The following is a 22,547-nucleotide window of genomic DNA, read 5'->3' as shown; positions in this document are numbered from 1 at the left end:
AAAACTACAATCTGCCCATACCTTGCTGCCATGAATGATTTAAACTAAAGCGTTCCCTGTTTAACACATCTTAAACGCTTTAGTCCAAACACTATGAATGCTCCGGTCGCAAGCCAATTTCTAGCCGCGAATGCTCCCGATTTAACCAGTCGTCTGCGCGAAATCCCCTATAACTACACCTCTTATTCTGACAGAGAAATTGTGCTCCGTTTACTGGGCTCTGAGGCATGGGAAAAGCTCTCCGAGCTACGCTCAGAGCGTCGCACTGGCCGTTCCGCTCGGATGTTATTCGAAGTGTTAGGTGATATTTGGGTAGTGCGTCGCAACCCGTATCTACAAGACGACTTGCTTGCTAACCCCAAACGTCAACAACAGTTGACTGAAGCCCTGTCACACCGCTTAAATGAAATCAATGCTCGTCGCGATGCCCATGTGCCTGATCGCGATCAAAAAGTACTAACTCTCTTAGCTGCTGCACGCCAAGCCGTTACCGACTTTGAACGTGAGTTTCACGAGGCTCGCGATTTACGCCAACAGGTTTTAAAGCGCCTTTCATCTATTACCGCAAAGCATAATATTAAGTTTGATGGCTTATCTCGCGTTTCCCATGTTACAGATGCCACCGACTGGCGCGTTGAATACCCCTTCGTGGTCTTAACACCCGATACCGAAGAAGAAATTGCCGCTCTGGTACGCGCCTGTATCGAACTCAAACTCACCATCATCCCTCGTGGGGGTGGCACCGGTTATACCGGCGGCGCTATTCCGCTTAGCCCTCGCTCAGCCGTTATCAATACAGAAAAACTGGATGCCATTGGCCCTGTCGAAGCCGTACAACTACCTGGCCTAGACGAGCCCACCCATACCATTCTAACTGGGGCCGGCGTAGTTACACGCCGTGTAGACGAGGCGGCTCAAGCCGCAGGTCGCGTTTTTGCTGTGGACCCCACCTCTGCTGACGCCTCCTGTATTGGCGGCAACGTCGCCATGAATGCCGGTGGCAAAAAAGCCGTCCTTTGGGGTACGGCGTTAGATAACCTAAGCTGGTGGCGCATGGTGGACCCCGAGGGTAACTGGCTAGAGGTCACACGTATTAATCACAGTCTTGGCAAAATCCACGAAGTAGACGAAGCTATTTTTGATCTGCGTTGGTATGACGGGGCATTTGCGCCGGGTGCCCAATTGCTACGTCAAGACACCTTAGTCATTAAGGGTCAACGCTTCAGAAAAGTAGGTCTAGGCAAAGACGTCACCGATAAATTCTTGGCTGGTCTACCTGGGGTACAAAAAGAAGGCTGTGATGGCATTATTACCGCAGCGCGGTGGATCTTACACCGGATGCCCGAGCATACCCGTACCGTGTGTTTAGAATTCTTCGGCTCGGCACGCAACGCTGTGCCATCCATTGTAGAAATTAAAAATTATCTAGACACTGCGGGCCAAGCTATGGGTGCAGTTTTAGCAGGTCTCGAACATTTAGACGAACGTTATTTACGTGCCGTCGGTTATGCCACCAAAAGCAAACGCAGTGGTTTACCCAAAATGGTGCTTATTGGCGATATTGTTGGTGATGATGAAAGCGCCGTAGCCAAAGCGGCTAGCGAGGTCATCCGCTTTGCCAACACTCGTCATGGTGAGGGCTTTGTGGCAGTCAGTGCCGAAGCCCGCAAACGCTTCTGGCTTGATCGTGCTCGTACGGCCGCTATCGCGCGTCACACAAATGCGTTTAAAATTAACGAGGACGTTGTTATCCCCTTGCACCGCATGGGCGAATACACGGACGAAATTGAACGCATCAATATTGAGCTTTCCACGCGTAATAAATTGCGACTGGTCAACGCGCTAGAGCACTTCTTAAAAGGTGATTTGCCCATAGGCAAAATTACCGACCACGATGATGCCGACCATACACGCAGCGAAGTCATCGAAGAGCGTCGTCAAGACGCACTGGCTACATTACAACAAGTGCGTCAACGCTGGACCTGGCTCTTAAATAATCTCGAGGCGCTAGCCAAAAATGAGACTCAAACGTTTGAGCAACTAGGCATTCAACCCCTAAGCCCACTTGATGAACGCCTAGCACAACAACCAGACGTAACCGTTCTTGAGCTACTCCAAGACCATACCTTGCGTACCTCGTGGAAAAATGAAATTCGCGCCGCCATGGAAAAGCACTTTTCTGGCGCGTCTTGTGCTGCTATTTTGGCTGAAATTCAAGCAATTCACGATCGCATCCTGCGCAGCCGTGTTTTTGTAGCGCTGCACATGCATGCAGGCGATGGCAACGTACATACCAACTTGCCTGTTAACTCTGACGATTATGAAATGCTCCAAGAGGCCAATGAAACAGTGGCTCGCATTATGCAAATCGCACGCAATCTAGATGGGGTCATCTCGGGCGAACACGGCATTGGCTTAACCAAGTTTGAATACCTTACCCAAGAAGAACTACAGCCCTTTCAAGACTACAAGCGACGCATAGACCCCGAGGGGCGCTTCAATGCAGGCAAACTTATGCCTGGGGCTGACCTCAGTCATGCGTGGACACCTAGCTTTAATCTATTAGGTCACGAATCCTTGATTATGCAGCGCAGCGAAATCGGTGCGATTTCCCATGCTATTAAAGACTGTTTGCGCTGCGGCAAATGCAAACCTGTATGCGCTACCCATGTACCGCGTGCAAACTTACTGTACTCTCCACGCAATAAAATTCTAGCTACATCGTTATTAATTGAAGCCTTTCTGTACGAAGAGCAAACACGACGTGGCATTAGTCTTAAACACTGGGAAGAGTTCGAGGACGTGGGCGATCATTGCACGGTCTGCCACAAGTGCTACAACCCCTGTCCAGTCGATATTGATTTTGGTGATGTATCCATGGAAATGCGGCACCTATTACGCCGCATGGGGAAAAAATCAGCCAATCCCGGTACGGCTGCAGCCATGTTTTTCTTAAACGCTAAATCTCCAAAAGTGATTAACGCTTCGCGTAAAGTCATGGAGGTCGGTTATAAGGCACAACGTTTAGCCCACGATGTGCTCACTGTGCCGGCGCGCCAACAAACACAAAACCCACCCGCTACGGTAGGTAAAGCCCCCATCCGTGAGCAGGTCATTCACTTTGTGAATAAGAAAATGCCGGGGGGTCTACCCAAACAAACAGCCCGTAAGCTCTTGGATATCGAAGACTCAAACTACGTGCCAATTATCCGAGACCCAAAACGCACGCACACCGAATCCGAAGCTGTTTTTTACTTTCCCGGTTGTGGTTCCGAGCGTCTGTTTTCTCAGGTGGGCCTAGCTACACAAGCCATGCTCTGGCATGCTGGGGTACAGACCGTTTTGCCCCCTAGCTATTTATGTTGTGGCTATCCACAACGCGGTAACGGCGAGTTTGAAAAAGCGGATCAAATGATTACCGATAACCGTGTCCTTTTTCATCGTATGGCAACCACGTTAAATTACTTAGACATTAAAACAGTGGTAGTAAGTTGCGGTACTTGTTATGACCAACTGGCTGGTTATGAGTTTGAAAAAATCTTTCCCGGCTGTCGCTTAATTGATATTCACGAGTTCTTGCTAGAAAAAGGCATTACGCTGGAAAACAGCACTGGGGTGCGTTATATGTATCACGACCCCTGTCATACCCCCATGAAACTCCAAGACCCAATGCGCACAGTTAAATCATTGGTAGGGGAAAGCACCATCAAATCCGACCGCTGCTGTGGGGAATCAGGCACCTTAGCCGTATCACGTCCAGATATTTCTACTCAAATTCGGTTCCGCAAACTCGAGGAGCTACAAAAAAACCAACAGACCATTGCTGCCGATGGCTTTAACGGCACGGTCAAAATGTTGACCTCATGCCCCTCCTGTTTACAGGGCTTGTCTCGTTACCAGGACGACACCCAAGTCGAACCCGATTACATTGTGGTCGAAATGGCAAAACATATTTTGGGTGAAAACTGGATGCCCGACTATGTGCAAAAAGCGAATCATGGTGGTATAGAGCGCGTATTACTTTAATTATTGATTCTGCGCATCTAAACAAAACGCCTTCTGTGCCAGAACCCAGAAGGCGTTTTATTAATTGCGCTCCCTTTCTTGCATGAGTTGTTTTAATAGCGGTAATGAATAGCGAATAAACAGAGCTAAACTGAGCGCAATCATTACAATCATCGCGCTCAAACCCCACGCGCTATAAAGATGACGAGTTATTTCTATCAGTACGGCATAAAACATCATGTTTAAGGTCGCAATAGCAGCAGCTACTGTGCCCTTGCTAACAGGGGAAGACACCAAAGCAAACCGATACATCACGGCAAAGCTCAGCCCTTCACCAAAAGCAATTAAGCTCATACCAAAAATCAAAGCAAAAACCAGATGAGCACTGAACAGCACCCCCATCAACAAACTAAGCCAGCCACAGAGCACAAAAGGAAAACCAATTAGAACCGTCTTGCCCAAAGGCATGCGTTCTACCCAACGAGCCACCACGAAATTACCTAAGATCAACCCACCTAGTACCGGAATTTGACTTAATGCATAGTCAATATTGCTTAGCCCTAGCTCTTGCACTAAAAACACCGGTGATAATGCAATCCACAGCATCACCGGCAAGGCCAACAACGGGCCTGACATAGCAAAAATAATAAAACGTCGGCTAGTAAGCACCGCTTTATAATCGCCCAACACTTGTTTAATGTTTTTTGGCGTGCGTTCATGCTCAGTTAGGGTTTCGGGCATATGACGCCATAAGCCCAACCACGCCAAGCCAGCCAGTGCCGCAATACCAATAAAGCCCCAATGCCATGACACATGCTCAATTAATATCGCGCCTAAAATAGGACCTAATAACGGGGCTAATAAAGTAATGTTGGCAATCATGGCTGTGACGCGCACAGCATGAGCCTCGGAATACGCCTCTTGGATGGTGGCTAGACCTACCGCGGTGATTAAGGTTAAAGCAGTACCTTGTAAGAAACGCCACACCAGAAACTGCTCGATACTGCTTGTAAAAATAATCGCCACACACCCCGCCACAAAAAATAAGGCTCCGCTTAAAAATACACGACGCCGCCCTAGCTGATCCGAAATAGGCCCCCAAAAAACCGCTAATAATGCCCCACCCAATATATAAGCGGACATAGAGGTAGGGGTCCATTCTGCCCCCACCCCAAACTCTTGCGTGACTGCCAACATGGCGGGTTGAACTAAGTCATTGCCTATATAAACAGCGGCCTCAAACAAGGCAAAGGCCAAAGGAAACAATAAGGCCCTAAACGTGAGGCTTTGATAAATCTGCATACAATAAGTCTTGGGTTTTAGTCTGCGTGCTAAAAATTTTGTTTAAATAAAGAATAAGCTTGTGTTGAATGAGAGCTAGCGTTTGCCAAAAACAAACACACTCAGCCCGGCGATCATAATAATGACCCCTACAATCTTATTCCAGCTTATTTCTCGTACAGGCATGTGCAATAGGCCAAATTGATCAATAAGCAAACCACAAATAATTTGTCCCAACACCATAAAAAACAACATGTTGGCTACGCCCAGTTTAGGTGCTAAAAAAATACTGGTGAACACCAACCCAGCACCTATCATACCCCCTGTTAAATACCACCAGGGTTGCTGTGGAATTTGACCTAAGGCCTGAATAAACTGACCTCTTCCTATCACGGCTGACATGCACAGCAACAACAGAGTGCCTGTCACAAACGACCAAAATGCAGCATAAATAGGTTGAGTAAAAAGCGCTTTACCTAGCTGAGAGTTAATAGCAGCTTGCATTGCCATTCCCGCACCCGCTGTAAAAGCCATGACTAAATACCACATAAAACACATCCAATGAAAAAAGAAAGCAGCTTAAAAGCTGCTTGATTGGGTTGGGACTAAAGCGATTAATTCCCTGGGTCGTCCTCGTGAAAAGTGCAAGCGGTAAATACCGATAACCCTGTGTCGCGTACCGCCTGAGACCCGCCTAGATCAGGCAAATCAATAATAGCCGCTGCCTCTACAGTGTTGGCACCGAGCCGTTGTAATAAACGGGACGCGGCAACCATCGTACCACCCGTAGCGATTAAATCATCGATCAATAATACGCGCTGCCCTGGACGCACCGAATCAGTATGAATTTCTACTGAGGCATTGCCGTACTCGAGAGAGTAATCCTCTGCAACAGTTTTAAAAGGAAGTTTGCCTTTTTTACGTACAGGAATAAAACCCAAATTAAGCTCGTAAGCCAGCACAGAACCAACAATAAAACCACGTGCATCAATACCAGCTATTAAATCTAAGCGCTGCTGCATGTAGCGATAAACAAAAAGATCAATTAAGACTCTAAACGCTTGCGGGTTTTGTAATACAGGCGTGATGTCGCGAAACGTCACCCCAGGGTGTGGCCAATTTGGCACGCTGCGTATGGTTTGACGAATATAATCAGCTGGATCAGTATGCATAACAAAAGTAACAACCACAAAAAAGCCCAAGTGCCCCATGCACCTGCGGCAAACCTATAAGTTTACACAATCGTCGTTAAAAGCGTCTATGAAGCTATTAGCGACGAATTAAACGTCCATTGGAAAGTTGATAACGATGTTGCACGACCCCTGCTGGAATCTGAGCATGCGTGACCATGATAACGGTACGGTTTTTAGCCAAATGATGCAAGTCTTTTAACCATGCATCTGCAGTGGCTTTATCTAGCCCCGCTGTTGGCTCATCGAGTAACCACACCGAGGCAGATGTCAACAAAGTGCGTGCTAGGCTTAACCGACGCACTTGACCAGAGGAAAGCGTGTTCCCCCCTTCGCCTAGCCAGCTCTCTAGGCCTCCCAACGCCGAGATTTGCTCGTCTAGACGGACTTGTTTTAAGACCTCCCAGAGCGCCTCATCTGTTGCTGTAGGATCACCTAATAATAAATTGTGGCGTACCGTACCCATAAAAACGGCTGAGTGCTGTGACAAAAAAGCAAAACGTTGATAGAGCTCGGTCGGATTGACCTGAGATACATCCACATCGCCATAACGTATTTGACCAGCAGCTAGAGGGTAAATGTGCATAATAGCTAATAGCAATGTGGTTTTCCCGCTACCACTTAGTCCTTCGATGCTAATACGTTGCCCTTGGGGTACTACCAAATCAATGTCCTCCAACACCTTTGCCCCTGAGTCATAGCTTAGACTGACATGTTCTAACTGTAGTGTGCCCTGCTCGGGTAGAGAGGAATAGTGGACTACGGTAGACTCAAGTGACGAGGGTGTGGAGGCATTGATCTCTTGCAAACGAGCCGCAGCAGCATGAACAGCGCCCAAGCCTGCAGCGCCTCGCATAATGGGCGCTATGATTTCAAATAGCCCCATGGCTCCTAATAACAACCCAACCCAAACAGGGGCAGATAGCTCTTGCTGACTGTCTGCACTGGCTCCTAGCCATAGTAGCGCTAATACCAGCATCCCCATTAGTAACTGCTGCAGCCAATTACCTAAACTAGTTGCAGCAGCCAAACGCTTTTGCGCTCTTGCTACATGTTGCGCAGCATCCTCAAACTGGTCTTGGGCCTGTTGGGTTACATTAAATACCAATAAATCGGCATGTGCGTTTAGGGCATCATGGGTCCAAGCCCGTAATTCTGCTTGAGCGAACTGCACCGCCTGCCCAGCTTGAGCGGTGCGCTTTGCAACCAAATACGGCAACACCCCTGCAGCTAAACACAGCACCACCAATAACACCCAGCCCAGTACAGGTAATGCCACCCCCATCAGCAAACTAAACACCACACCTGAAATCAGGGCAGTAAATACAGGGGCTACCAATAACAAGAAAAAGCTATCTAAACGTTCAATATCATTAATTAAACGAGTAATTAAATCGCCATCACGATACTGTGCTAATTGGGCAGGTTTTAAACTGGCAAGGTGAGCAAAACTTTGAGTGCGTATTTCGGCTTGTAAGTCTAAAGTGACGTGATGGCCCACAATGCGCTCGGCATACCTTGACGCAATACGCCACATAGACAAACCGCGCACTAAGGCTGACGGGGCAAACAAATTAAAACTTAATGTACTGCCCGCAAGAAAAGCACCGGTTAAAAACCATCCAGCTACTGACAATAAACCAATGCCGGCGAATACGGTTGATAAAGCCAAGCACAACGCCAAGAGCACAAGTCGCCAATGCTGTTTAACCCATGGACCTGCTAACTGCCACCATAGCTTCATAAGGCGTCTCGCTGCAGCAACTGTTGGTTCTCTAATTCCCACACCTGCCCTAACTGAACAGCCACCTCTGGGTCATGCGTTGCGATGATTAGGCAGCGTTGTTGAGCAAAGCGCAAAATAGCAGCTAAGACCTGATCACGAGTGGTGCTGTCTAAATGCGCGGTAGGTTCATCCAGTAAAATCACGGCAGGGTCCGTTAAAAATAATCGCGCTAAGGCTAATCGGTGTGCTTGACCTCCGGATAAACCGTGACCACGCGTTCCAAGCTGGGTCGCCAGGCCCTTTGGCAATAGACGCACAAACTGAGCCGCTTGCGCCTGCTCAAGAGCCGCCCATAATTGCTCATCTGTTGCAGCGGGTTGTACCCGCCGCAAAAACTCGGCAATGGTTCCTAAGCCAATAAAAGGATGAGGCCCAATCAACACCACATCTGTAGGGGAGCAACTGAACCCCACATGCCCTTTCACATAAGGACGTAAGCCAACCAGAGTCTCTAAAAAGGAAGTCTTACCTAAACCACTCGCCCCCATGAGGGCTACGTGTTGCCCACGATTTAAGGTGAAATTTGTGTTTTGGAGTAATAGTGCCCCTTTGGGCGACCAAAGCCGTAATTGTTCTGCTTGAATCAAAGGCTTTGAGGTCGGTTCATAAAATCGCACTACCGGGGAGCTGGGTGATAGCGGCAGCTCTTCGGTTAAAAGCGGCAACTGCTCATACAGCTGATGCAGCGCGTTAACCGCTACTTTAGCTGTGGCCCGATCATGATAGCTAGCCGCTAGCTTACGTAAAGGGTTATAGACTTCGGGAGCCAGTAGCAAACAAAACAGCCCATGCTGCAAACTAAACCCAGTGAAGTGACTACCCAACATGCCTAAATAGCTAAGGCCGATGTAGACCGCAACGCCCGCTACCCCTAAAGCGGCAAAGAGCTCAAGCACGGCGGATGAAAGAAATGCAATACGCAAAACTTTCATAGTGGTTTGGCTTAACGCTACGCTAGCTGAGCGTACTGAACGTACCTCGTCTGAGGTGCGCCCTAACAAAGCTAAGGTAAATAAGCCACGAATTCGATCGGAAAAAACCCCTGATAAGCGACTCAGCACACGTTGGTGTTTTTGGTTAGCGGCCTCGGCACGCATACCAATTAATGCCATAAACAAAGGAATTAATGGAGCGGTAACAATAAACAATAAAGCAACCACCCAATCCACCGGCAACACGACCAGAGCAATAGCTAAAGGAAGAATTACCGCACTCACTAAAGCAGGCAAATAACGCTGCAAGTAACCGTCCAGTGCTTGTACCTGATCTAATAAAGCAACAGTTAAAGCACCCACGGGGTGCTGTTTTGACCAGGCAGGCCCTTTAGATAGAGTTAAGGCAAAAAGTTGACGCCGTATTTGCAGCTTGATGGTTTCAGCCGCATGGCTAGCTGCCTGCTCTCCAGACCAATTAATACTGGCACGTAGAACAATAAGCCCAGCAATGGTAGCCATGGCCCCTAATAACTGGACGGGCGCAATAGAAAGACGGATGGCTTGGTCCAAGGTGTTAGCCAAGAACCAAGCCTGTATGATCATAAAAGCCCCATCTAGAAGCGGTGCGCATACAGCCCAGAACATGGCTGTAGGTGCTTGGCGCCCCACCCCTGAAAGCCAACGGCGTTGCACCGCAGCTTCCGATTTAGATTGAGTTTTAGACATACACACAGATGAGAGGGTTAAGGTTTAGTTAATGCTTCCTGTTCTCTTTTGCTAACTACACGTAGCTCGAACCACATCGCATTCAATATAGAAAAAGCACACGCTAAACCCAAGCCCAAAATCCAAGAAAAATACCACATACCATGACTCCTTAATAAGAGTGTGGGGCCGAATCAACCGACTCCGATGTTACTTTGCCGCGCATAATGCTATAGACCCAAGAGGTGTAAGCAATAATCAAGGGCAAAAACACCACAGTGACTAAAAGCATAACCCACAGACTCCAATGGCTAGCTGATGCATCAAAAAGAGTTAAGCTTGCTGCTGGCTGTGAAGACGAAGGTAACAAAAACGGATAGGTTGAAAACCCAAAGGTAAAAATCACACCTGCAATGCTGAGTGAGGACATAATCACGGCCAGTAAACTACCGCCACCCACTAAAACCACAGCTGCCAATGCACCCAACACACCCACTACAGGGGCTATCCAAGTCAGGGGAGCTAGCTCATAGTTCAACATCCAAGCGCCACTTTGTTTAGCGATCTCTTTAGTCGCTAGCAAAGGATTGGAGACGTCATTACCATTAATTAAGCTGGTATCAAGGCTATAGCCTGTTACAGAAGAGGCGATCCAAACACCACCCAAAATAAACACAACAAGGGCACCTAAGCCTGCATAACGGGCCCAGCGAGTGGCTAAACGCGCCACCTCGCCTTCTGTTTTCCAGCTTAATACCACCCCGCCTTGCATCAGCATAAGTAAGATGCTGAGCAAACCACTTAACAAGGCAAACGGTTGGAACAAAGCAAAAAAGCTACCTTCGTAAACAGGTCGGAGCGTATCTGGCTCGAAATAAAACGGAACGCCTAACATAACGTTGCCTATAGCAACGCCAAACACTAAGGCGCTAACCAGCCCCGACGCACACCAAATTGCATCCCAGTTTCGACGCCACGCCACACTTTCAATTTTACTGCGGTATTTAATAGCTACCGGACGCACGATAAGCGCGACTAAAAGCAGCATCATGGCTAGGTAAAAACCAGAAAAGGACAAAGCATACAACAAGGGCCACGCAGCAAATATCACCCCGCCAGCGACAATCAGCCACACTTGGTTCCCTTCCCAGACCGGACCAATTACGTTATAGAGTACTCGGCGCTCTGCATCTGTTTTAGCAACCAGGGGCAAAAGCATGGCAACACCTAGATCGGCACCATCCATGATGGCAAAGGCTACTAACAATACGCCTAGCAAGACCCACCAGACATGCCGCAAGGTGACGTAATCAAGTAATATCAGTGATTCCATCTTCGACTCCTTATTTGGCTAATGCAGCATCAGCCGCAAAATCAGTTGCAGGCACGGCAGGCTCATCTTCTGGGCCATGTTTGATGGCCTTAACCATGACTTTAACGCCCACGATAGCCAAAATGGTATAGAGCACAATAAAAATGCTTAAACTAATGGCTAGATCCGCCAGACTCAACCCAGAGGCCGCGTAATACGTTGGCAACACACCTTCGATAGCCCAAGGTTGACGACCAAATTCGGCCACAAACCAGCCACACTCAATTGCAATCCAAGGCAACGGGATGCTAAATAACGCAAACTTTAAGAAACGTGGTGAATGTGTGATCCGATCTCTGGAGGCCAAGTAAAACGCCACCATGAAAAACCCAATTAGGTAAACACCAATACCTACCATAATGCGGAAGGTCCAGAACAACGGCGCAACCTGCGGCACGGTATCCCATGCTGCTTGTGCAATTTGCTCGGGTGTTGCATTACGAATATCGTGTGTGTAGCGTTTCAACAGCAACGCATAGCCTAGGTCTTTCCAGTGTTCGTCAAAAAACGCCTGTGCATCAGCATCTGCTTTGTTATCCCGCAATGTCTGCAACGCATCGTAGGCAATCAAGCCACTTTTGATCTGCTCTTCGGCCATCGAAACCAACTCATTAATACCCAGCATAGGCTCAGTAACAGAGCGCGTGCCAATTAAACCCATAACCCATGGAATCTCAATGGCAAAATCATTGCGCCGTTCATTTTGATTAGGGATAGCGATTAAGTTGAAATTAGCAGGAGCAGGCTCGGTTTCCCACATGGATTCCATCGCAGCAATTTTCATTTTTTGGTGTTCCGTGGTGAGATAACCGCTTTCATCACCTAACACCACCACAGAAAGGGAACCGGCTAAGCCAAAGCTAGCAGCTACCACCATAGAGCGTCGTGCAATTTCCAAATGCCGACCACGCATCACATACCAAGCACTAACACCCAAGACAAAGACGGCAGCTAAGGTATAACCCGAGCTAACAGTGTGGACAAATTTTGCTTGAGCAACGGGATTAAAAATGACATCGACAAAGCTCTCTAGCTCCATACGCATCGTGTGCGGATTGAAGTGAGCCCCAGTTGGGTTTTGCATCCAACCGTTTGCAATAAGAATCCAAAGCGCCGAAAAGTTGGCACCGATGGCTACCAACCAGGTCACAATGAGGTGGCCGATTTTTGATAAGCGGTTCCAGCCAAAAAAGAAGACCCCAATAAACGTGGCTTCCATAAAGAAAGCCATTAGGCCTTCAATGGCAAGCGGCGCACCAAAAATATCACCCACATAATGACTGTAGTACGACCAGTTCATACCGAACTGGAACTCCATCACCACACCTGTCGCAACGCCAACAGCAAAGTTAATGCCGAACAGCTTACCCCAAAACATCGTCATGCGACGCCAGATATCCTTTCCGGTCATCACATAGACGCTTTCCATAATGGCAAGCAAAAAGGCTAAGCCCAGTGTTAGCGGCACGAATATAAAGTGAAACATAGCTGTCAACGCAAACTGCAAGCGCGACAGTGTCACTACATCAAGATCTATCATTTGGATTCTCCTGAACCGATTGATTTGCGCACTCTACCTGCCACCCCTAACACTTTCTGCACCTTAGCACCTAACCGCATTAGGCCTTGTAAGGTTTCAGGGGGTAAATGATGAACCTCATCGAACCAACCAGTGGCTAGCTCAATAAGCTCTAACATATCGGTAATACGTTGTTGTTCGTAGGCCTCTCCATCATTTTGAGGCTCTTCAAGCAGCAAGCCTCGCAATAACGTTAAGGTTGGATCAATTTCACGCTTACGCTTTTCCTCGACCAGTACACGGAAAATATCCCAGACATCATCAGGCGCTTGAAAGTACTCTCGGCGATCGCTGGGTTTGTGCACCATTTGCACTAAACGCCAGGACTGCAGTTCTTTTAAGCTCATAGAAACATTAGAACGAGATATACCTAAAGTCTCTGCGATACTTTCTGCATTTAAAGGCTCGGGTGACAAAAATAACAACGCGTAAATTTGTCCGACAGTGCGGTTCACACCCCAACGACCGCCCATCTCACCAAAGTGAAGAACAAATCTTTCAGCTTGTGGGTCTAACTTCATAAATTTCCAATTTTCAGTAATTACTGAAATTACAATACTTTCAGCATCATATAACTCTCTCTAAGGTTTTTCAACATTTACTGATACATAAGAAAGAATTAGTAGACTTTAGGATACGCTAGCGTAAAAAGTGGCTGGACTAAACGGAGACATTTAGACTTCCCCTTCTGGCTTCAATTGATTGTAAAATCTCAGTACTTCAATCAAATAATGGCAATAGATGCCTGCCTGTCTGTTATGAGCTCTATCACCTTGTCTTCATTTACGTCGGATGCTGCGCTTAGCTCCGCACAACGTACTTTTCACACAGAGATCAAAGCGTTGGCCGAGCTAGCGGCTCGGTTGGATCACGATTTTTATTTGGTGGTGGATTGTATTTTGCACTGCAAAGGCCGCGTCGTAGTAACGGGTATTGGTAAATCGGGGCACATAGGACGAAAAGTCGCTGCCACCTTTGCCTCTACGGGTACACCTGCTTTTTTTATGCATGCTGCAGAAGCCCTCCATGGTGATTTAGGCATGATCACAAAAGACGATGTGGTTATCGCCATTTCGTACTCAGGTACTGCAAGTGAACTGTTAACTGTTTTGACAACCACAAAACGTTTGGGCTGCCCATTTATAGCAATTACAGGTCATCAGAACTCGGATTTGGCTCAGAATGCAGACCTGCATTTAGATGTGCATGTTGCGCATGAAGCGTGCCCGTTAAACCTAGCACCCACCTCGAGCACTACGGCCACTCTAGTTCTGGGTGATGCGCTGGCCGTTGCCTGTTTAGAAGCACGTGGTTTTAGTCGAGAGGACTTTGCACGCTCGCACCCGGGCGGGGCACTGGGTAGACAGTTGCTTACCTATGTGAATGACATCATGCGTAAAGGGGATGCCTTGCCCTTAGTCAATGCCCAAACCTTAGTTACTGATGCTCTGGCAGAAATGTCAGCTAAGGGAATGGGTATGACCATTGTAATGGACAATGCTCGTCGCCCCATTGGCATTTTCACTGATGGCGATTTACGTAGGCTTATCGCGCGTTGTGGCGATATACGTCATCTAACCGTAGAACAAGGGATGACACCTCACCCTCAGACCTTGCCTGCTACCGAGCTAGCCATCAAGGCCGCTAACACCATGGACCGCTTACGCCTGAATCAAGTCTTGATAACTGATGCAAACGGGCTATTATTAGGGGCTTTACATATGCATGATTTACTTGATGCGAAGGTCATATAATGAGTCAATCTACCTATATTCCTCATCCCGTCGAATCGTTATTGCTCGCACCTATTGCAGCAGAAACCCAAGAGCGACTACGCAAAGTACGTTTAATGGTGTTTGATGTAGATGGCGTACTAACTGATGGCCGCTTGTTTTATAACGAAGAAGGTGAATGCTTCAAGGCTTTCCATGCGCTCGACGGTTATGGACTACGTTTGCTCCAAGAATGCGGCATTACCGTCGCCATGGTTACAGGTCGCCAAGGGGGCATAGTTTCGCGTCGGGCCAGCGAGCTAGGCATTAACGAGGTCCACCAAGGCATCCGTGACAAGGCCGTTGTGTTGCAGCAGCTCGCGCAACAATACAACCTTGATATGACCCAAATTGGTTTTATGGGCGATGATCTCATCGACCTTAGCGCCATGAAACGCGTAGGCTTTGTAGCTAGCGTACCTAATGCTCCGCAATATATCCGTCAACTGGCCCACTGGGTATCAGATATCGAAGGGGGCTATGGTGCTGCTCGTAAATGCTGTGATTTGATTTTGGCGGCACAGGGACGCCTAGGGCATTATTTTACTCAAAGCCCCCCTGTTAGCTTAATAACAGGTAGCCCCCAATAATGCGTGAACGACTCCCTTCTCTTGTGGCTTTGCTGTTGTTGGTGCTGCTAGTACTAAGCACTTGGTGGGCGGCTAACTATACATTAAATACCGTGGCACTAGATCCGCCTCGACGCCAAACACATGAGCCTGACACATGGGCTCAAAACTTTGTCATGCTGCGTACTAACGAAGAAGGGATTGCAATCAATCGTCTAGAGGGGACTTATATGCTGCACTACCCCGATGACGACTCCTACCACTTAGATGAAGCTATCATCACCCTTAATCAAATCCAAAATCCTATTATGACGGCACAGTCCGATAACGCTATCATGGATCAGGATGGGGCCCGCATCCAGCTTGTAGGCAATGCATTATTGCAGCGCCAAGCCGACGCCAACGGCGACGTGCTTTCAGTACGCAGCGAACGTATCGTACTTTACCCAAATCAAGATACAATGGAAACAGATGATCCAGCCGTGGTTAGAAACGGTTCACATACTCTCCAAGGAACCGGCATGACTTACAACAATACCACTCGGCAGCTACATGTACACCGCGATTCTCACGTCATCATGACCCCTACTGCTGCGCCACAGACCTCCTCTACCCATGATTAAACCTTTACTGCTCTCTCTTACTCTTTTGCTTAGCTTTGGTAGCACCGCTACCTGGGCTCAGGCTGCAGATCCTGACACAGTGATTTTGTCCGACTCGTTAGAATACGATGACATAAACCGTCTCAGTACCTTTGTAGGCAATGTCATCCTGACACGAGGCAACCTAAATCTCAAAGCAGATAAAATCGTGGTTAACGAAACTGCAGATGGGGCTCAGCATGCTGTAGCAACCGTCTCAAATAGCCCAAACGTACTTGTACGCCAAGAAAGTCCAGAAAAGTTTGAAATTATTAAAGGCGAAAGCCACAAAGCGGAATACAACAGTGCGACTGAACAGCTTACCCTCGTAGGCAAAGCCGTGATCACGCGCTATGTGTGTGGTACAGCTATTGATAGCATTAGCGGCGATCGGGTTGTCTATAATAAAAAAACTGACACCTACCAAGCCGTTAGCAATGCCCCCTCAGGCTCCGGTCAAAACCGAGTGCGATCGGTCGCACGCCCTCGGGCACACATTGACCGTGCCATTGCCGAGTGTCAACAAAAGTCTCATTAATTATGGCTAGCTCCCCTATTACTAAAGGCAGTTTACGTGCTGTAGGTTTACGTAAAACGTATGGCAAACGTACTGTAGTCAAAGACGTCAGCTTGCAGGTAGAAAGCGGTGAGGTCGTTGGCTTACTTGGCCCCAATGGTGCCGGTAAAACCACCAGTTTCTATATGATTGTAGGGATTGTGCCAGTCGCGTCTGGGCGCATCGAAATTGATGGTACGAACATCACCACCATGCCTATGCATCAGCGTGCCCATTTGGGCTTGTCGTACTTGCCCCAAGACGCTTCCGTATTTAGACGATTAAATGTAGAAAACAACATACGTGCCGTCTTAGAGCTGCAGCGCGATAGTAAAGGCCGTGGTTTAACTCGTTCGGAAATCGAAGAGCAGCTCAATCACCTCATCGATGAGCTGCAAATTAATCATATTCGACACAATACCGCCCTATCGTTATCGGGGGGTGAGCGACGTCGTGTGGAAATTGCCCGAGCGCTTGCCACTAACCCTCGTTTTATTTTATTAGATGAGCCATTTGCGGGCGTGGACCCTATTGCAGTCATAGAAATTCAACGCATTGTCCAATTTTTAAAATCACGCCAAATCGGGGTGCTAATTACCGATCACAACGTTCGTGAAACCCTAGGCATTTGCGACCGCGCTTATATTATTAGTGACGGTTCTGTTCTAACCAGCGGACACCCAAATGAAATTATTCATAACGAAGCGGTACGAGAAGTTTATTTAGGCAAAAACTTCAAAATGTAAGTAACTCGCATCGGGTTTTCAACACAATTAAATCAGGTGTGAGCGAGTCTTTTTCGGTTGATATTCCTCATAGCTTTTTCAATAAATTTGGGTATACTGAAACTGTGTAAATAACAAAAAGGAGGTTTTACAAATCGACTTTTCTATGCGCTTTTATGCGTTTTTATTCACACACAGGAGAAACTATGATTCTGAATATCACCGGCCGCAACCTTGAAGTCACCCCCGCTATTCGTGACTACGTGCAAAATAAAATCGGTAGACTCAACAAACACTTCGATACCGTAGTCGAAGCACAAATCATACTCTCAGTCGAACGTCTCAAGCATACCGCCGAGGTCACCCTGCCTGTGACAGGAAAAAGCTTACATTGCTCTGACTCCGAAGAGTCCCTCTACGCTGCTATTGACTTACTCACGGATAAGCTCGAACGCCAAATCATCAAATACAAAACAAAAAATCAGGCCCATCCCTCGCATCATACTGCTCCCAAACGGCTTGAAAGTTCTTTTGCTTAATTATTACCACTTTTACCCTACACCCATAGGGTGATACACTCACCATAAGCCCCGCAGCACCTTTGCACGGGGCTTTATTATTTCGCTAACATCGTATTAAATGTCAGTGTATATTGCTAGTTAATTAATCACCCTATAATGGCAGCTATGAACTTACTGTCACGCATACTCCCCCCCTCCAATATCGTGCTTGATATTGCTGTTACGAGTAAAAAACGCGCTTTTGAACAAGCCAGCCTACTCTTTGAAAATCACCACGGCATTTCTCGCACTGCCATTTTTCAAAGCCTTATTGCACGTGAGCGTTTAGGCTCCACGGCCTTAGGGCACGAGGTTGCTGTACCACATGGCCGTATCAAAGACCTTAAAGACCCGATTGGTGCCTTTATGCGACTGGCCGAGCCCATTCGCTTTGATGCTAGCGATGGTCGCAGCGCGCGTTTATTATTTTTTTTATTGGTCCCCGAACACGCTACGCAAATTCATTTAGATTTACTTGCTGAAATTGCACGCCAAATGTCCGATAGCACGTTACGTCATGAGCTAGAAATTGAATCCGACCCAGTTGTGATTCATCAGCTCTTAACGACTTCTATAGGAAACGACTCGCATGCTGAGCATTCATGAGCTGGTTAGCGATAACCAGACTCGTCTTGATTTTCAATGGTTAGCTGGCGAACAGGCCGCGCTAACCATTGAGTTAGATGTTGGGATGGCCTCAGCAGACTTAATTGGTCATCTCAATTTAATTCATCCACGTCGCATTCAGGTCTTAGGCGTGGAGGAACTTAATTACTACCACAAATTTGACTCAGCCAAACGGCAGTACTATCTTTCTGAGCTCATCGACGGCGGTGTGCCTGCCTTAATCGTTGCAGGTATCAGTCAAGCTCCAGACGAACTCATTGCCTATTGCGCTCAGCACAATATTCCTCTACTTAATACCCAGCGCGATGCCGCGGAACTCATTGATGTGTTGCGGGTCTACCTAACTAAACGTTTAGCCCCTTCTACTTTAATGCATGGCGTTTTTTTAGATGTTTTAGGCTTGGGTGTGATGATTACCGGCGAATCCGGGCTAGGCAAGAGCGAATTAGCTTTAGAGTTAATTTCGCGCGGTCACGGTCTTGTGGCCGATGATGCCGTTGAACTGTCTCGTACCGCGCCCCATATTATCGAAGGTCATTGTCCGCCTTTAATTCAAAACCTGCTCGAAGTACGGGGCTTGGGCTTGCTCGACATTCGCACCATTTTTGGTGAGACCTCGGTTCGGCGTAAAATGCCTTTACGTTTAATTGTGCACTTGCTGCGCTCTAATGCAGATAGCTTTGAACGTTTACCCATTCAACAACAAACCCAAACGGTATTGGGGGTTGAGATTCGTCAGGTAATGCTTCAAGTCGCTGCAGGCCGTAATCTAGCTGTGCTTGTAGAGGCCGCGGTACGAAACACCATATTAAGTATTCGTGGTATAGACACCATGCAGGAATTTATGCAGCGCCAAGCGCTTGCTATGATGGAGAGCAGTCCCCCTTCATCCTCCTCGTAAAATTGGGTTCTTATGCTAAAAGTTGTTTTAATTACTGGTATTTCAGGGTCGGGAAAATCGGTTGCGTTACGTCTGCTCGAAGACACCGGCTATACCTGTGTAGATAATTTGCCTGTGCCTTATTTACACGATTTTGTAGAGCGAGCCATCCAAGTAGGCCTAGAACGTGTGGCCGTCGCTATTGATGTACGTGCCCCCGGCGATCTACACCAGTTGCCAGACATCATTCAAACGCTGCGTTCCCAAGACACGATCCAACTCAGTGTTTTGTTCTTAGATGCCAATGACCACACCCTAACTCAACGGTACTCTGAGTCACGTCGTCGTCACCCGCTCACCGATCGTTTGCGCACCGAAGGCCAGTCTCCTTCATTACAAGCATGCATAGACGCAGAACGTAGCATGATGGCATCGTTGCGTGAATCTGAGCACACCATTGACACCAGTGACCTAACTCCCGGTCAACTACGTGCTTGGGTACGCGACCTGATACAAATTGACCGCTCACCAGTGGTGTTAACCTTTGAGTCATTTGCTTATAAGCGTGGAACACCTGGTGACGCCGACCTTATTTTTGATGTGCGCTGTCTACCCAATCCACATTACGATCCAGAGCTACGCCCCATGACGGGTAAAGACGAGCCCGTAGCAAAGTGGCTGTCCCAGTTTGGAAGTGTGGAAAATATGGTGAATGACATTGCTAGTTTTGTAGAGCGTTGGTTGCCCTTATATATGCAAGACACACGCAATTACTTAACGGTAGCTATTGGCTGTACTGGTGGGCAGCATCGCTCTGTTTACGTAACAGAACAGTTAGCATTGCGTTTTGCACACCATCCTTCTTTATTGATACGACACCGAAATCAGCCCCCTGTTAACTTACCCCTATGACTTCGCGTTTTTTTGTTCTTTGCTCTTTTTGCTTTCTTCTCAGTCTCATTTTTGTGGGCTGCTCTAGCGGCCCTAAAACAAGTCAAAAAAGCACCACAGGTGGTGGCTACTACCAAGACGATGGCCCAGGTTTAGATACTCCTAAGAACCTACATGCTATTCCCAATGCCACACCGCGCATTGAAACACATGCTCCTGCTAATATGCGTCCTTATACGGTTTTAGGCAGGAGCTACACACCTCTTTCTGCAGAGCAACCGTTTAGACAAACCGGCACCGCGTCTTGGTATGGCAAAAAATTCCATGGGCGCAAAACGGCCAATGGTGAAATCTACGACATGTATGCCATGACAGCGGCTCATCCTACGTTACCTCTGCCCAGCTATGCCAAAGTCACTCGACCCCACACAGGACAATCCGTTATCGTACGCATCAATGATCGTGGCCCTTTTCACAGTAACCGTATTATTGATTTATCGTATGTAGCGGCAGCCAAATTGGGCTTAATTGCCCCCGGCAGCGGCTCTGTTATTGTTGAAGCGATTACTCACGATGATATCCGAGCTGGACGCTATGTGGATGACACCAGCCCCACCGATATGCCCGAAGACTTAGGCCAGTTTTTGGCTGGTCTTTCACCTAATAAAACAGAGTCTAGCCTTGGCTTAGAAATACGTCCTCCTGCCGATCCTCCTACCCAACTGCGGCCTATTGCTGGAAATGGCTTGCCTTTAGTCTTTTTGCAGTTTGGTGCCTACCGTAATGCTCAAAGCGCCACCGAGCTTGCTGCACAAATCAATCGCGATGTGGGTGCATTAGACTACAGAGATGCCCATATTGAGCCCACAGGCGATTTATTCCGTGTACAGATGGGCCCATACGCGAGCCGCGCTGAAGCGCTAACGGTAGCCCAAGTCATTGAGTCTGAAACGGGTCACAAGCCTACCTTGGCTGTGCGTTAATCTTTGTGGGCCAATACCCAGTCATAGATTAAATCACGGGGTAAACCGGTGGCTTTAACTGCTACTTTTACGGCATCGCGAGAAGATACATGCTCAAGCAAGGCTTTAAGCCAATTTTGTGTCGCCGAGTCCAGTTGCGTGGTTTGCTCTGTGGTGGGCTCTGCATGAAGTATCAGTACAAACTCGCCTTGCTGGTGATAACTGTCTGACTCAAGCCAAGCCAATGCTTCGGCTAAAGCACAGGTATGAACATGTTCAAAACGCTTGGTGAGCTCACGGGCAAACGTAATGTGGCGCTCAGGAAAAAGCGCAGCCATGTCGCTTACAGCGACTTTAATGCGGTGCGGGCTTTCAAACATTACAACCGGCGCAGCTGTTTGAGCCCAGTCTTGAAGCCATTTTTTACGTGCCATGCTCTTGGGTGGCATAAACCCAGCAAATAGAAAGGCGGGGTTTTCATCGCTAGTAACACCACTAGCCATTAAAGCAGTAATCACTGCCGAAGCCCCTGGTATAGCGACTACGTTATAACCGGCCTTGCGTACAGCTCTTACAATACGCCCGCCTGGGTCACTAACAGCCGGTGCCCCCGCATCGGACACCAACGCCACCCGTTCTCCCTGCTCTAGGCGCGCTACGATCTGCTCAGCCACCTGAGCCTCGTTGTGACGGTGTGCGGCAATTAATGGGGTTTGGATGCCCCACGCTTCTAGTAGTGGACGCGAGGAACGCGTGTCCTCGGCTGCAATCACATCACAGAGACCCAAGCAATGCCAGCCGCGTAGGGTGAAATCACCTAGGTTACCTATAGGCGTAGCCACCACATATAGCGTATGTTTAGGCCATGCTTGCGATTGCACGCGCTCTGCAAGGCGTGTCAAAAGCTGTATTCCTTGTTCTGTGGTTTGCATAGTACTACTCATGAAAAAAAATCTCAGTCCAGAGGCGCTTGCTCGAGAAGCACAACGCCAACGCTTAGCGCGAGTCAAAACAGCTCGCCGGCCCCGCACTACATCGCCACGTCTTTCCACAAGTCAAAAAATTGGTTTTGCCAAAGAAAACCAAGCCGCTGCGTTCTTAGAGCAACAGGGTTTGGTGATATTGGAAAAAAACACACACTCTATGTACGGGGAAATTGATATTGTGGCACGATCTTTCACTACATTGGTTTTTATTGAGGTGCGCTACCGCCATGACGCTTATTATGGTGGAGCGCGATCCAGCGTCTCTCTAGCCAAACAGCAACGCATTAAACGCTTAGCCCAGCAATTACTGCCTCAATGGACCCATTTATACTTTGACGGTCACACGCCTTTTTGTCGGTTTGATGTGGTTGCCTTCGAAGGTAACACCCTGCATTGGATTCAAGATGCATTCAGGTAGCATTCCACCTTCGCGCCGTTATTCATTACAATACGACTAAACGTAGTGTTTTTAGCATCGCCTTTTTACCAAATGAAATTCTTGCGACCAGCTATATCGAGCACCCT

22 protein-coding genes are annotated in these 22,547 nt (G+C 47.9%); 12 read left to right on the top strand and 10 right to left on the bottom strand.

The window, feature by feature from the left end; genetic code table 11:
- Positions 1-93: 93 nt before the first annotated feature.
- Entirely contained in the window at positions 94-4,026 is a 3,933-nt protein-coding gene (locus ACBP46_RS02105) for a DUF3683 domain-containing protein (RefSeq protein WP_371015082.1), read from the top strand.
- Positions 4,027-4,086: 60 nt separating this feature from the next.
- Here the strand turns inward: ACBP46_RS02105 and ACBP46_RS02100 are convergent, their stop codons facing one another.
- The 9 genes from ACBP46_RS02100 to ACBP46_RS02060 all read right to left on the bottom strand — a co-directional run bounded on the left by ACBP46_RS02100 (position 4,087) and on the right by ACBP46_RS02060 (position 13,374).
- Complete coding sequence (locus tag ACBP46_RS02100; protein ID WP_371015081.1) at positions 4,087-5,307, bottom strand: MFS transporter; 1,221 nt, start codon at positions 5,305-5,307, stop codon at positions 4,087-4,089.
- A gap of 75 nt (positions 5,308-5,382) precedes the next feature.
- Complete coding sequence (locus ACBP46_RS02095) at positions 5,383-5,835, bottom strand: DMT family transporter (RefSeq protein ID WP_371015080.1); 453 nt, start codon at positions 5,833-5,835, stop codon at positions 5,383-5,385.
- A 65-nt stretch (positions 5,836-5,900) separates the two neighbouring features.
- Entirely contained in the window at positions 5,901-6,458 is a 558-nt protein-coding gene (locus ACBP46_RS02090; RefSeq protein ID WP_371015079.1) for an adenine phosphoribosyltransferase, read from the bottom strand.
- 97 nt (positions 6,459-6,555) lie between these two features.
- On the bottom strand, positions 6,556-8,220 hold the full coding sequence (gene cydC / locus ACBP46_RS02085) for a thiol reductant ABC exporter subunit CydC (protein ID WP_371015078.1): 1,665 nt from the start codon (positions 8,218-8,220) through the stop codon (positions 6,556-6,558).
- On the bottom strand, positions 8,217-9,923 hold the full coding sequence (cydD, locus tag ACBP46_RS02080) for a thiol reductant ABC exporter subunit CydD (RefSeq protein WP_371015077.1): 1,707 nt from the start codon (positions 9,921-9,923) through the stop codon (positions 8,217-8,219). The genes cydC and cydD overlap by 4 nt, the downstream gene beginning before the upstream one ends.
- A gap of 17 nt (positions 9,924-9,940) precedes the next feature.
- Positions 9,941-10,063, bottom strand: a complete 123-nt coding sequence (gene cydX / locus ACBP46_RS02075) for a cytochrome bd-I oxidase subunit CydX (RefSeq protein WP_371015076.1) — start codon at positions 10,061-10,063, stop codon at positions 9,941-9,943.
- Positions 10,064-10,074: 11 nt separating this feature from the next.
- Complete coding sequence (gene cydB, locus ACBP46_RS02070; RefSeq protein WP_371015075.1) at positions 10,075-11,235, bottom strand: cytochrome d ubiquinol oxidase subunit II; 1,161 nt, start codon at positions 11,233-11,235, stop codon at positions 10,075-10,077.
- 10 nt (positions 11,236-11,245) lie between these two features.
- Positions 11,246-12,814 (bottom strand): cytochrome ubiquinol oxidase subunit I, encoded by a 1,569-nt coding sequence (locus ACBP46_RS02065; protein WP_371015074.1) that lies wholly within the window; start codon positions 12,812-12,814, stop codon positions 11,246-11,248.
- On the bottom strand, positions 12,811-13,374 hold the full coding sequence (locus ACBP46_RS02060) for a GbsR/MarR family transcriptional regulator (protein ID WP_371015073.1): 564 nt from the start codon (positions 13,372-13,374) through the stop codon (positions 12,811-12,813). Before ACBP46_RS02060 ends, ACBP46_RS02065 begins: the two co-directional genes overlap by 4 nt.
- Positions 13,375-13,611: 237 nt before the next feature.
- On the opposite strand from ACBP46_RS02060, the gene ACBP46_RS02055 reads away from it, so the two are divergent.
- From ACBP46_RS02055 to ACBP46_RS02010, 10 genes are all read left to right on the top strand, one after another.
- Complete coding sequence (locus tag ACBP46_RS02055) at positions 13,612-14,607, top strand: KpsF/GutQ family sugar-phosphate isomerase (RefSeq protein ID WP_371015072.1); 996 nt, start codon at positions 13,612-13,614, stop codon at positions 14,605-14,607.
- Positions 14,607-15,215, top strand: coding sequence for a KdsC family phosphatase (locus ACBP46_RS02050; protein WP_371015071.1), 609 nt, complete (start codon positions 14,607-14,609; stop codon positions 15,213-15,215). The genes ACBP46_RS02055 and ACBP46_RS02050 overlap by 1 nt, the downstream gene beginning before the upstream one ends.
- Positions 15,215-15,817, top strand: a complete 603-nt coding sequence (lptC, locus tag ACBP46_RS02045; protein WP_371015070.1) for an LPS export ABC transporter periplasmic protein LptC — start codon at positions 15,215-15,217, stop codon at positions 15,815-15,817. The genes ACBP46_RS02050 and lptC overlap by 1 nt, the downstream gene beginning before the upstream one ends.
- Positions 15,810-16,373 carry a lipopolysaccharide transport periplasmic protein LptA gene (lptA, locus tag ACBP46_RS02040; RefSeq protein ID WP_371015069.1) on the top strand — a complete coding sequence of 188 codons (564 nt, stop codon included), beginning with the start codon at positions 15,810-15,812 and terminating at the stop codon, positions 16,371-16,373. Before lptC ends, lptA begins: the two co-directional genes overlap by 8 nt.
- Before the next feature lie 2 nt (positions 16,374-16,375).
- Positions 16,376-17,137 (top strand): LPS export ABC transporter ATP-binding protein, encoded by a 762-nt coding sequence (gene lptB / locus ACBP46_RS02035; protein WP_371015068.1) that lies wholly within the window; start codon positions 16,376-16,378, stop codon positions 17,135-17,137.
- Between the two features lie 185 nt (positions 17,138-17,322).
- Positions 17,323-17,655, top strand: a complete 333-nt coding sequence (hpf, locus tag ACBP46_RS02030; RefSeq protein WP_371015067.1) for a ribosome hibernation-promoting factor, HPF/YfiA family — start codon at positions 17,323-17,325, stop codon at positions 17,653-17,655.
- Between the two features lie 147 nt (positions 17,656-17,802).
- Positions 17,803-18,282 carry a PTS sugar transporter subunit IIA gene (locus ACBP46_RS02025; RefSeq protein ID WP_371015066.1) on the top strand — a complete coding sequence of 160 codons (480 nt, stop codon included), beginning with the start codon at positions 17,803-17,805 and terminating at the stop codon, positions 18,280-18,282.
- Entirely contained in the window at positions 18,266-19,204 is a 939-nt protein-coding gene (gene hprK, locus ACBP46_RS02020; protein WP_371015065.1) for an HPr(Ser) kinase/phosphatase, read from the top strand. The genes ACBP46_RS02025 and hprK overlap by 17 nt, the downstream gene beginning before the upstream one ends.
- Before the next feature lie 12 nt (positions 19,205-19,216).
- On the top strand, positions 19,217-20,095 hold the full coding sequence (gene rapZ / locus ACBP46_RS02015) for an RNase adapter RapZ (RefSeq protein WP_371015064.1): 879 nt from the start codon (positions 19,217-19,219) through the stop codon (positions 20,093-20,095).
- Complete coding sequence (locus ACBP46_RS02010) at positions 20,092-21,057, top strand: septal ring lytic transglycosylase RlpA family protein (RefSeq protein ID WP_371015063.1); 966 nt, start codon at positions 20,092-20,094, stop codon at positions 21,055-21,057. Before rapZ ends, ACBP46_RS02010 begins: the two co-directional genes overlap by 4 nt.
- Here ACBP46_RS02010 and rsmI read toward each other — a convergent pair.
- The gene (gene rsmI, locus ACBP46_RS02005; protein WP_371015062.1) at positions 21,054-21,980 is read right to left on the bottom strand and encodes a 16S rRNA (cytidine(1402)-2'-O)-methyltransferase; all 927 of its coding nucleotides are present in this window, start codon (positions 21,978-21,980) and stop codon (positions 21,054-21,056) included. The genes ACBP46_RS02010 and rsmI overlap by 4 nt on opposite strands.
- On the opposite strand from rsmI, the gene ACBP46_RS02000 reads away from it, so the two are divergent.
- Complete coding sequence (locus ACBP46_RS02000) at positions 21,979-22,440, top strand: YraN family protein (RefSeq protein WP_371015061.1); 462 nt, start codon at positions 21,979-21,981, stop codon at positions 22,438-22,440. The genes rsmI and ACBP46_RS02000 overlap by 2 nt on opposite strands.
- The last annotated feature ends 107 nt before the right edge of the window (positions 22,441-22,547 follow it).

This window comes from Paenalcaligenes hominis, assembly GCF_041359055.1.
Classification (GTDB): domain Bacteria; phylum Pseudomonadota; class Gammaproteobacteria; order Burkholderiales; family Burkholderiaceae_B; genus Paenalcaligenes; species Paenalcaligenes hominis_A.
The sequence above is the reverse complement of the archived record's forward strand: the minus strand, read 5'-3'. Positions and strand labels throughout refer to the sequence as shown.

Coding starts and splice junctions, on each gene's coding strand:
- cydB (WP_371015075.1), bottom strand. CDS start 11,235: ATGGAATCACTGATATTACTTGATTACGTCACCTTGCGGCATGTCTGG.
- ACBP46_RS02090 (WP_371015079.1), bottom strand. CDS start 6,458: ATGCATACTGATCCAGCTGATTATATTCGTCAAACCATACGCAGCGTG.
- hprK (WP_371015065.1), top strand. CDS start 18,266: ATGCTGAGCATTCATGAGCTGGTTAGCGATAACCAGACTCGTCTTGAT.
- lptC (WP_371015070.1), top strand. CDS start 15,215: ATGCGTGAACGACTCCCTTCTCTTGTGGCTTTGCTGTTGTTGGTGCTG.
- hpf (WP_371015067.1), top strand. CDS start 17,323: ATGATTCTGAATATCACCGGCCGCAACCTTGAAGTCACCCCCGCTATT.
- ACBP46_RS02055 (WP_371015072.1), top strand. CDS start 13,612: ATGAGCTCTATCACCTTGTCTTCATTTACGTCGGATGCTGCGCTTAGC.
- rapZ (WP_371015064.1), top strand. CDS start 19,217: ATGCTAAAAGTTGTTTTAATTACTGGTATTTCAGGGTCGGGAAAATCG.
- lptA (WP_371015069.1), top strand. CDS start 15,810: ATGATTAAACCTTTACTGCTCTCTCTTACTCTTTTGCTTAGCTTTGGT.
- ACBP46_RS02010 (WP_371015063.1), top strand. CDS start 20,092: ATGACTTCGCGTTTTTTTGTTCTTTGCTCTTTTTGCTTTCTTCTCAGT.
- ACBP46_RS02095 (WP_371015080.1), bottom strand. CDS start 5,835: ATGTGGTATTTAGTCATGGCTTTTACAGCGGGTGCGGGAATGGCAATG.
- lptB (WP_371015068.1), top strand. CDS start 16,376: ATGGCTAGCTCCCCTATTACTAAAGGCAGTTTACGTGCTGTAGGTTTA.
- ACBP46_RS02060 (WP_371015073.1), bottom strand. CDS start 13,374: ATGAAGTTAGACCCACAAGCTGAAAGATTTGTTCTTCACTTTGGTGAG.
- ACBP46_RS02105 (WP_371015082.1), top strand. CDS start 94: ATGAATGCTCCGGTCGCAAGCCAATTTCTAGCCGCGAATGCTCCCGAT.
- rsmI (WP_371015062.1), bottom strand. CDS start 21,980: ATGAGTAGTACTATGCAAACCACAGAACAAGGAATACAGCTTTTGACA.
- cydC (WP_371015078.1), bottom strand. CDS start 8,220: ATGAAGCTATGGTGGCAGTTAGCAGGTCCATGGGTTAAACAGCATTGG.
- cydX (WP_371015076.1), bottom strand. CDS start 10,063: ATGTGGTATTTTTCTTGGATTTTGGGCTTGGGTTTAGCGTGTGCTTTT.
- ACBP46_RS02065 (WP_371015074.1), bottom strand. CDS start 12,814: ATGATAGATCTTGATGTAGTGACACTGTCGCGCTTGCAGTTTGCGTTG.
- cydD (WP_371015077.1), bottom strand. CDS start 9,923: ATGTCTAAAACTCAATCTAAATCGGAAGCTGCGGTGCAACGCCGTTGG.
- ACBP46_RS02000 (WP_371015061.1), top strand. CDS start 21,979: ATGAAAAAAAATCTCAGTCCAGAGGCGCTTGCTCGAGAAGCACAACGC.
- ACBP46_RS02025 (WP_371015066.1), top strand. CDS start 17,803: ATGAACTTACTGTCACGCATACTCCCCCCCTCCAATATCGTGCTTGAT.
- ACBP46_RS02100 (WP_371015081.1), bottom strand. CDS start 5,307: ATGCAGATTTATCAAAGCCTCACGTTTAGGGCCTTATTGTTTCCTTTG.
- ACBP46_RS02050 (WP_371015071.1), top strand. CDS start 14,607: ATGAGTCAATCTACCTATATTCCTCATCCCGTCGAATCGTTATTGCTC.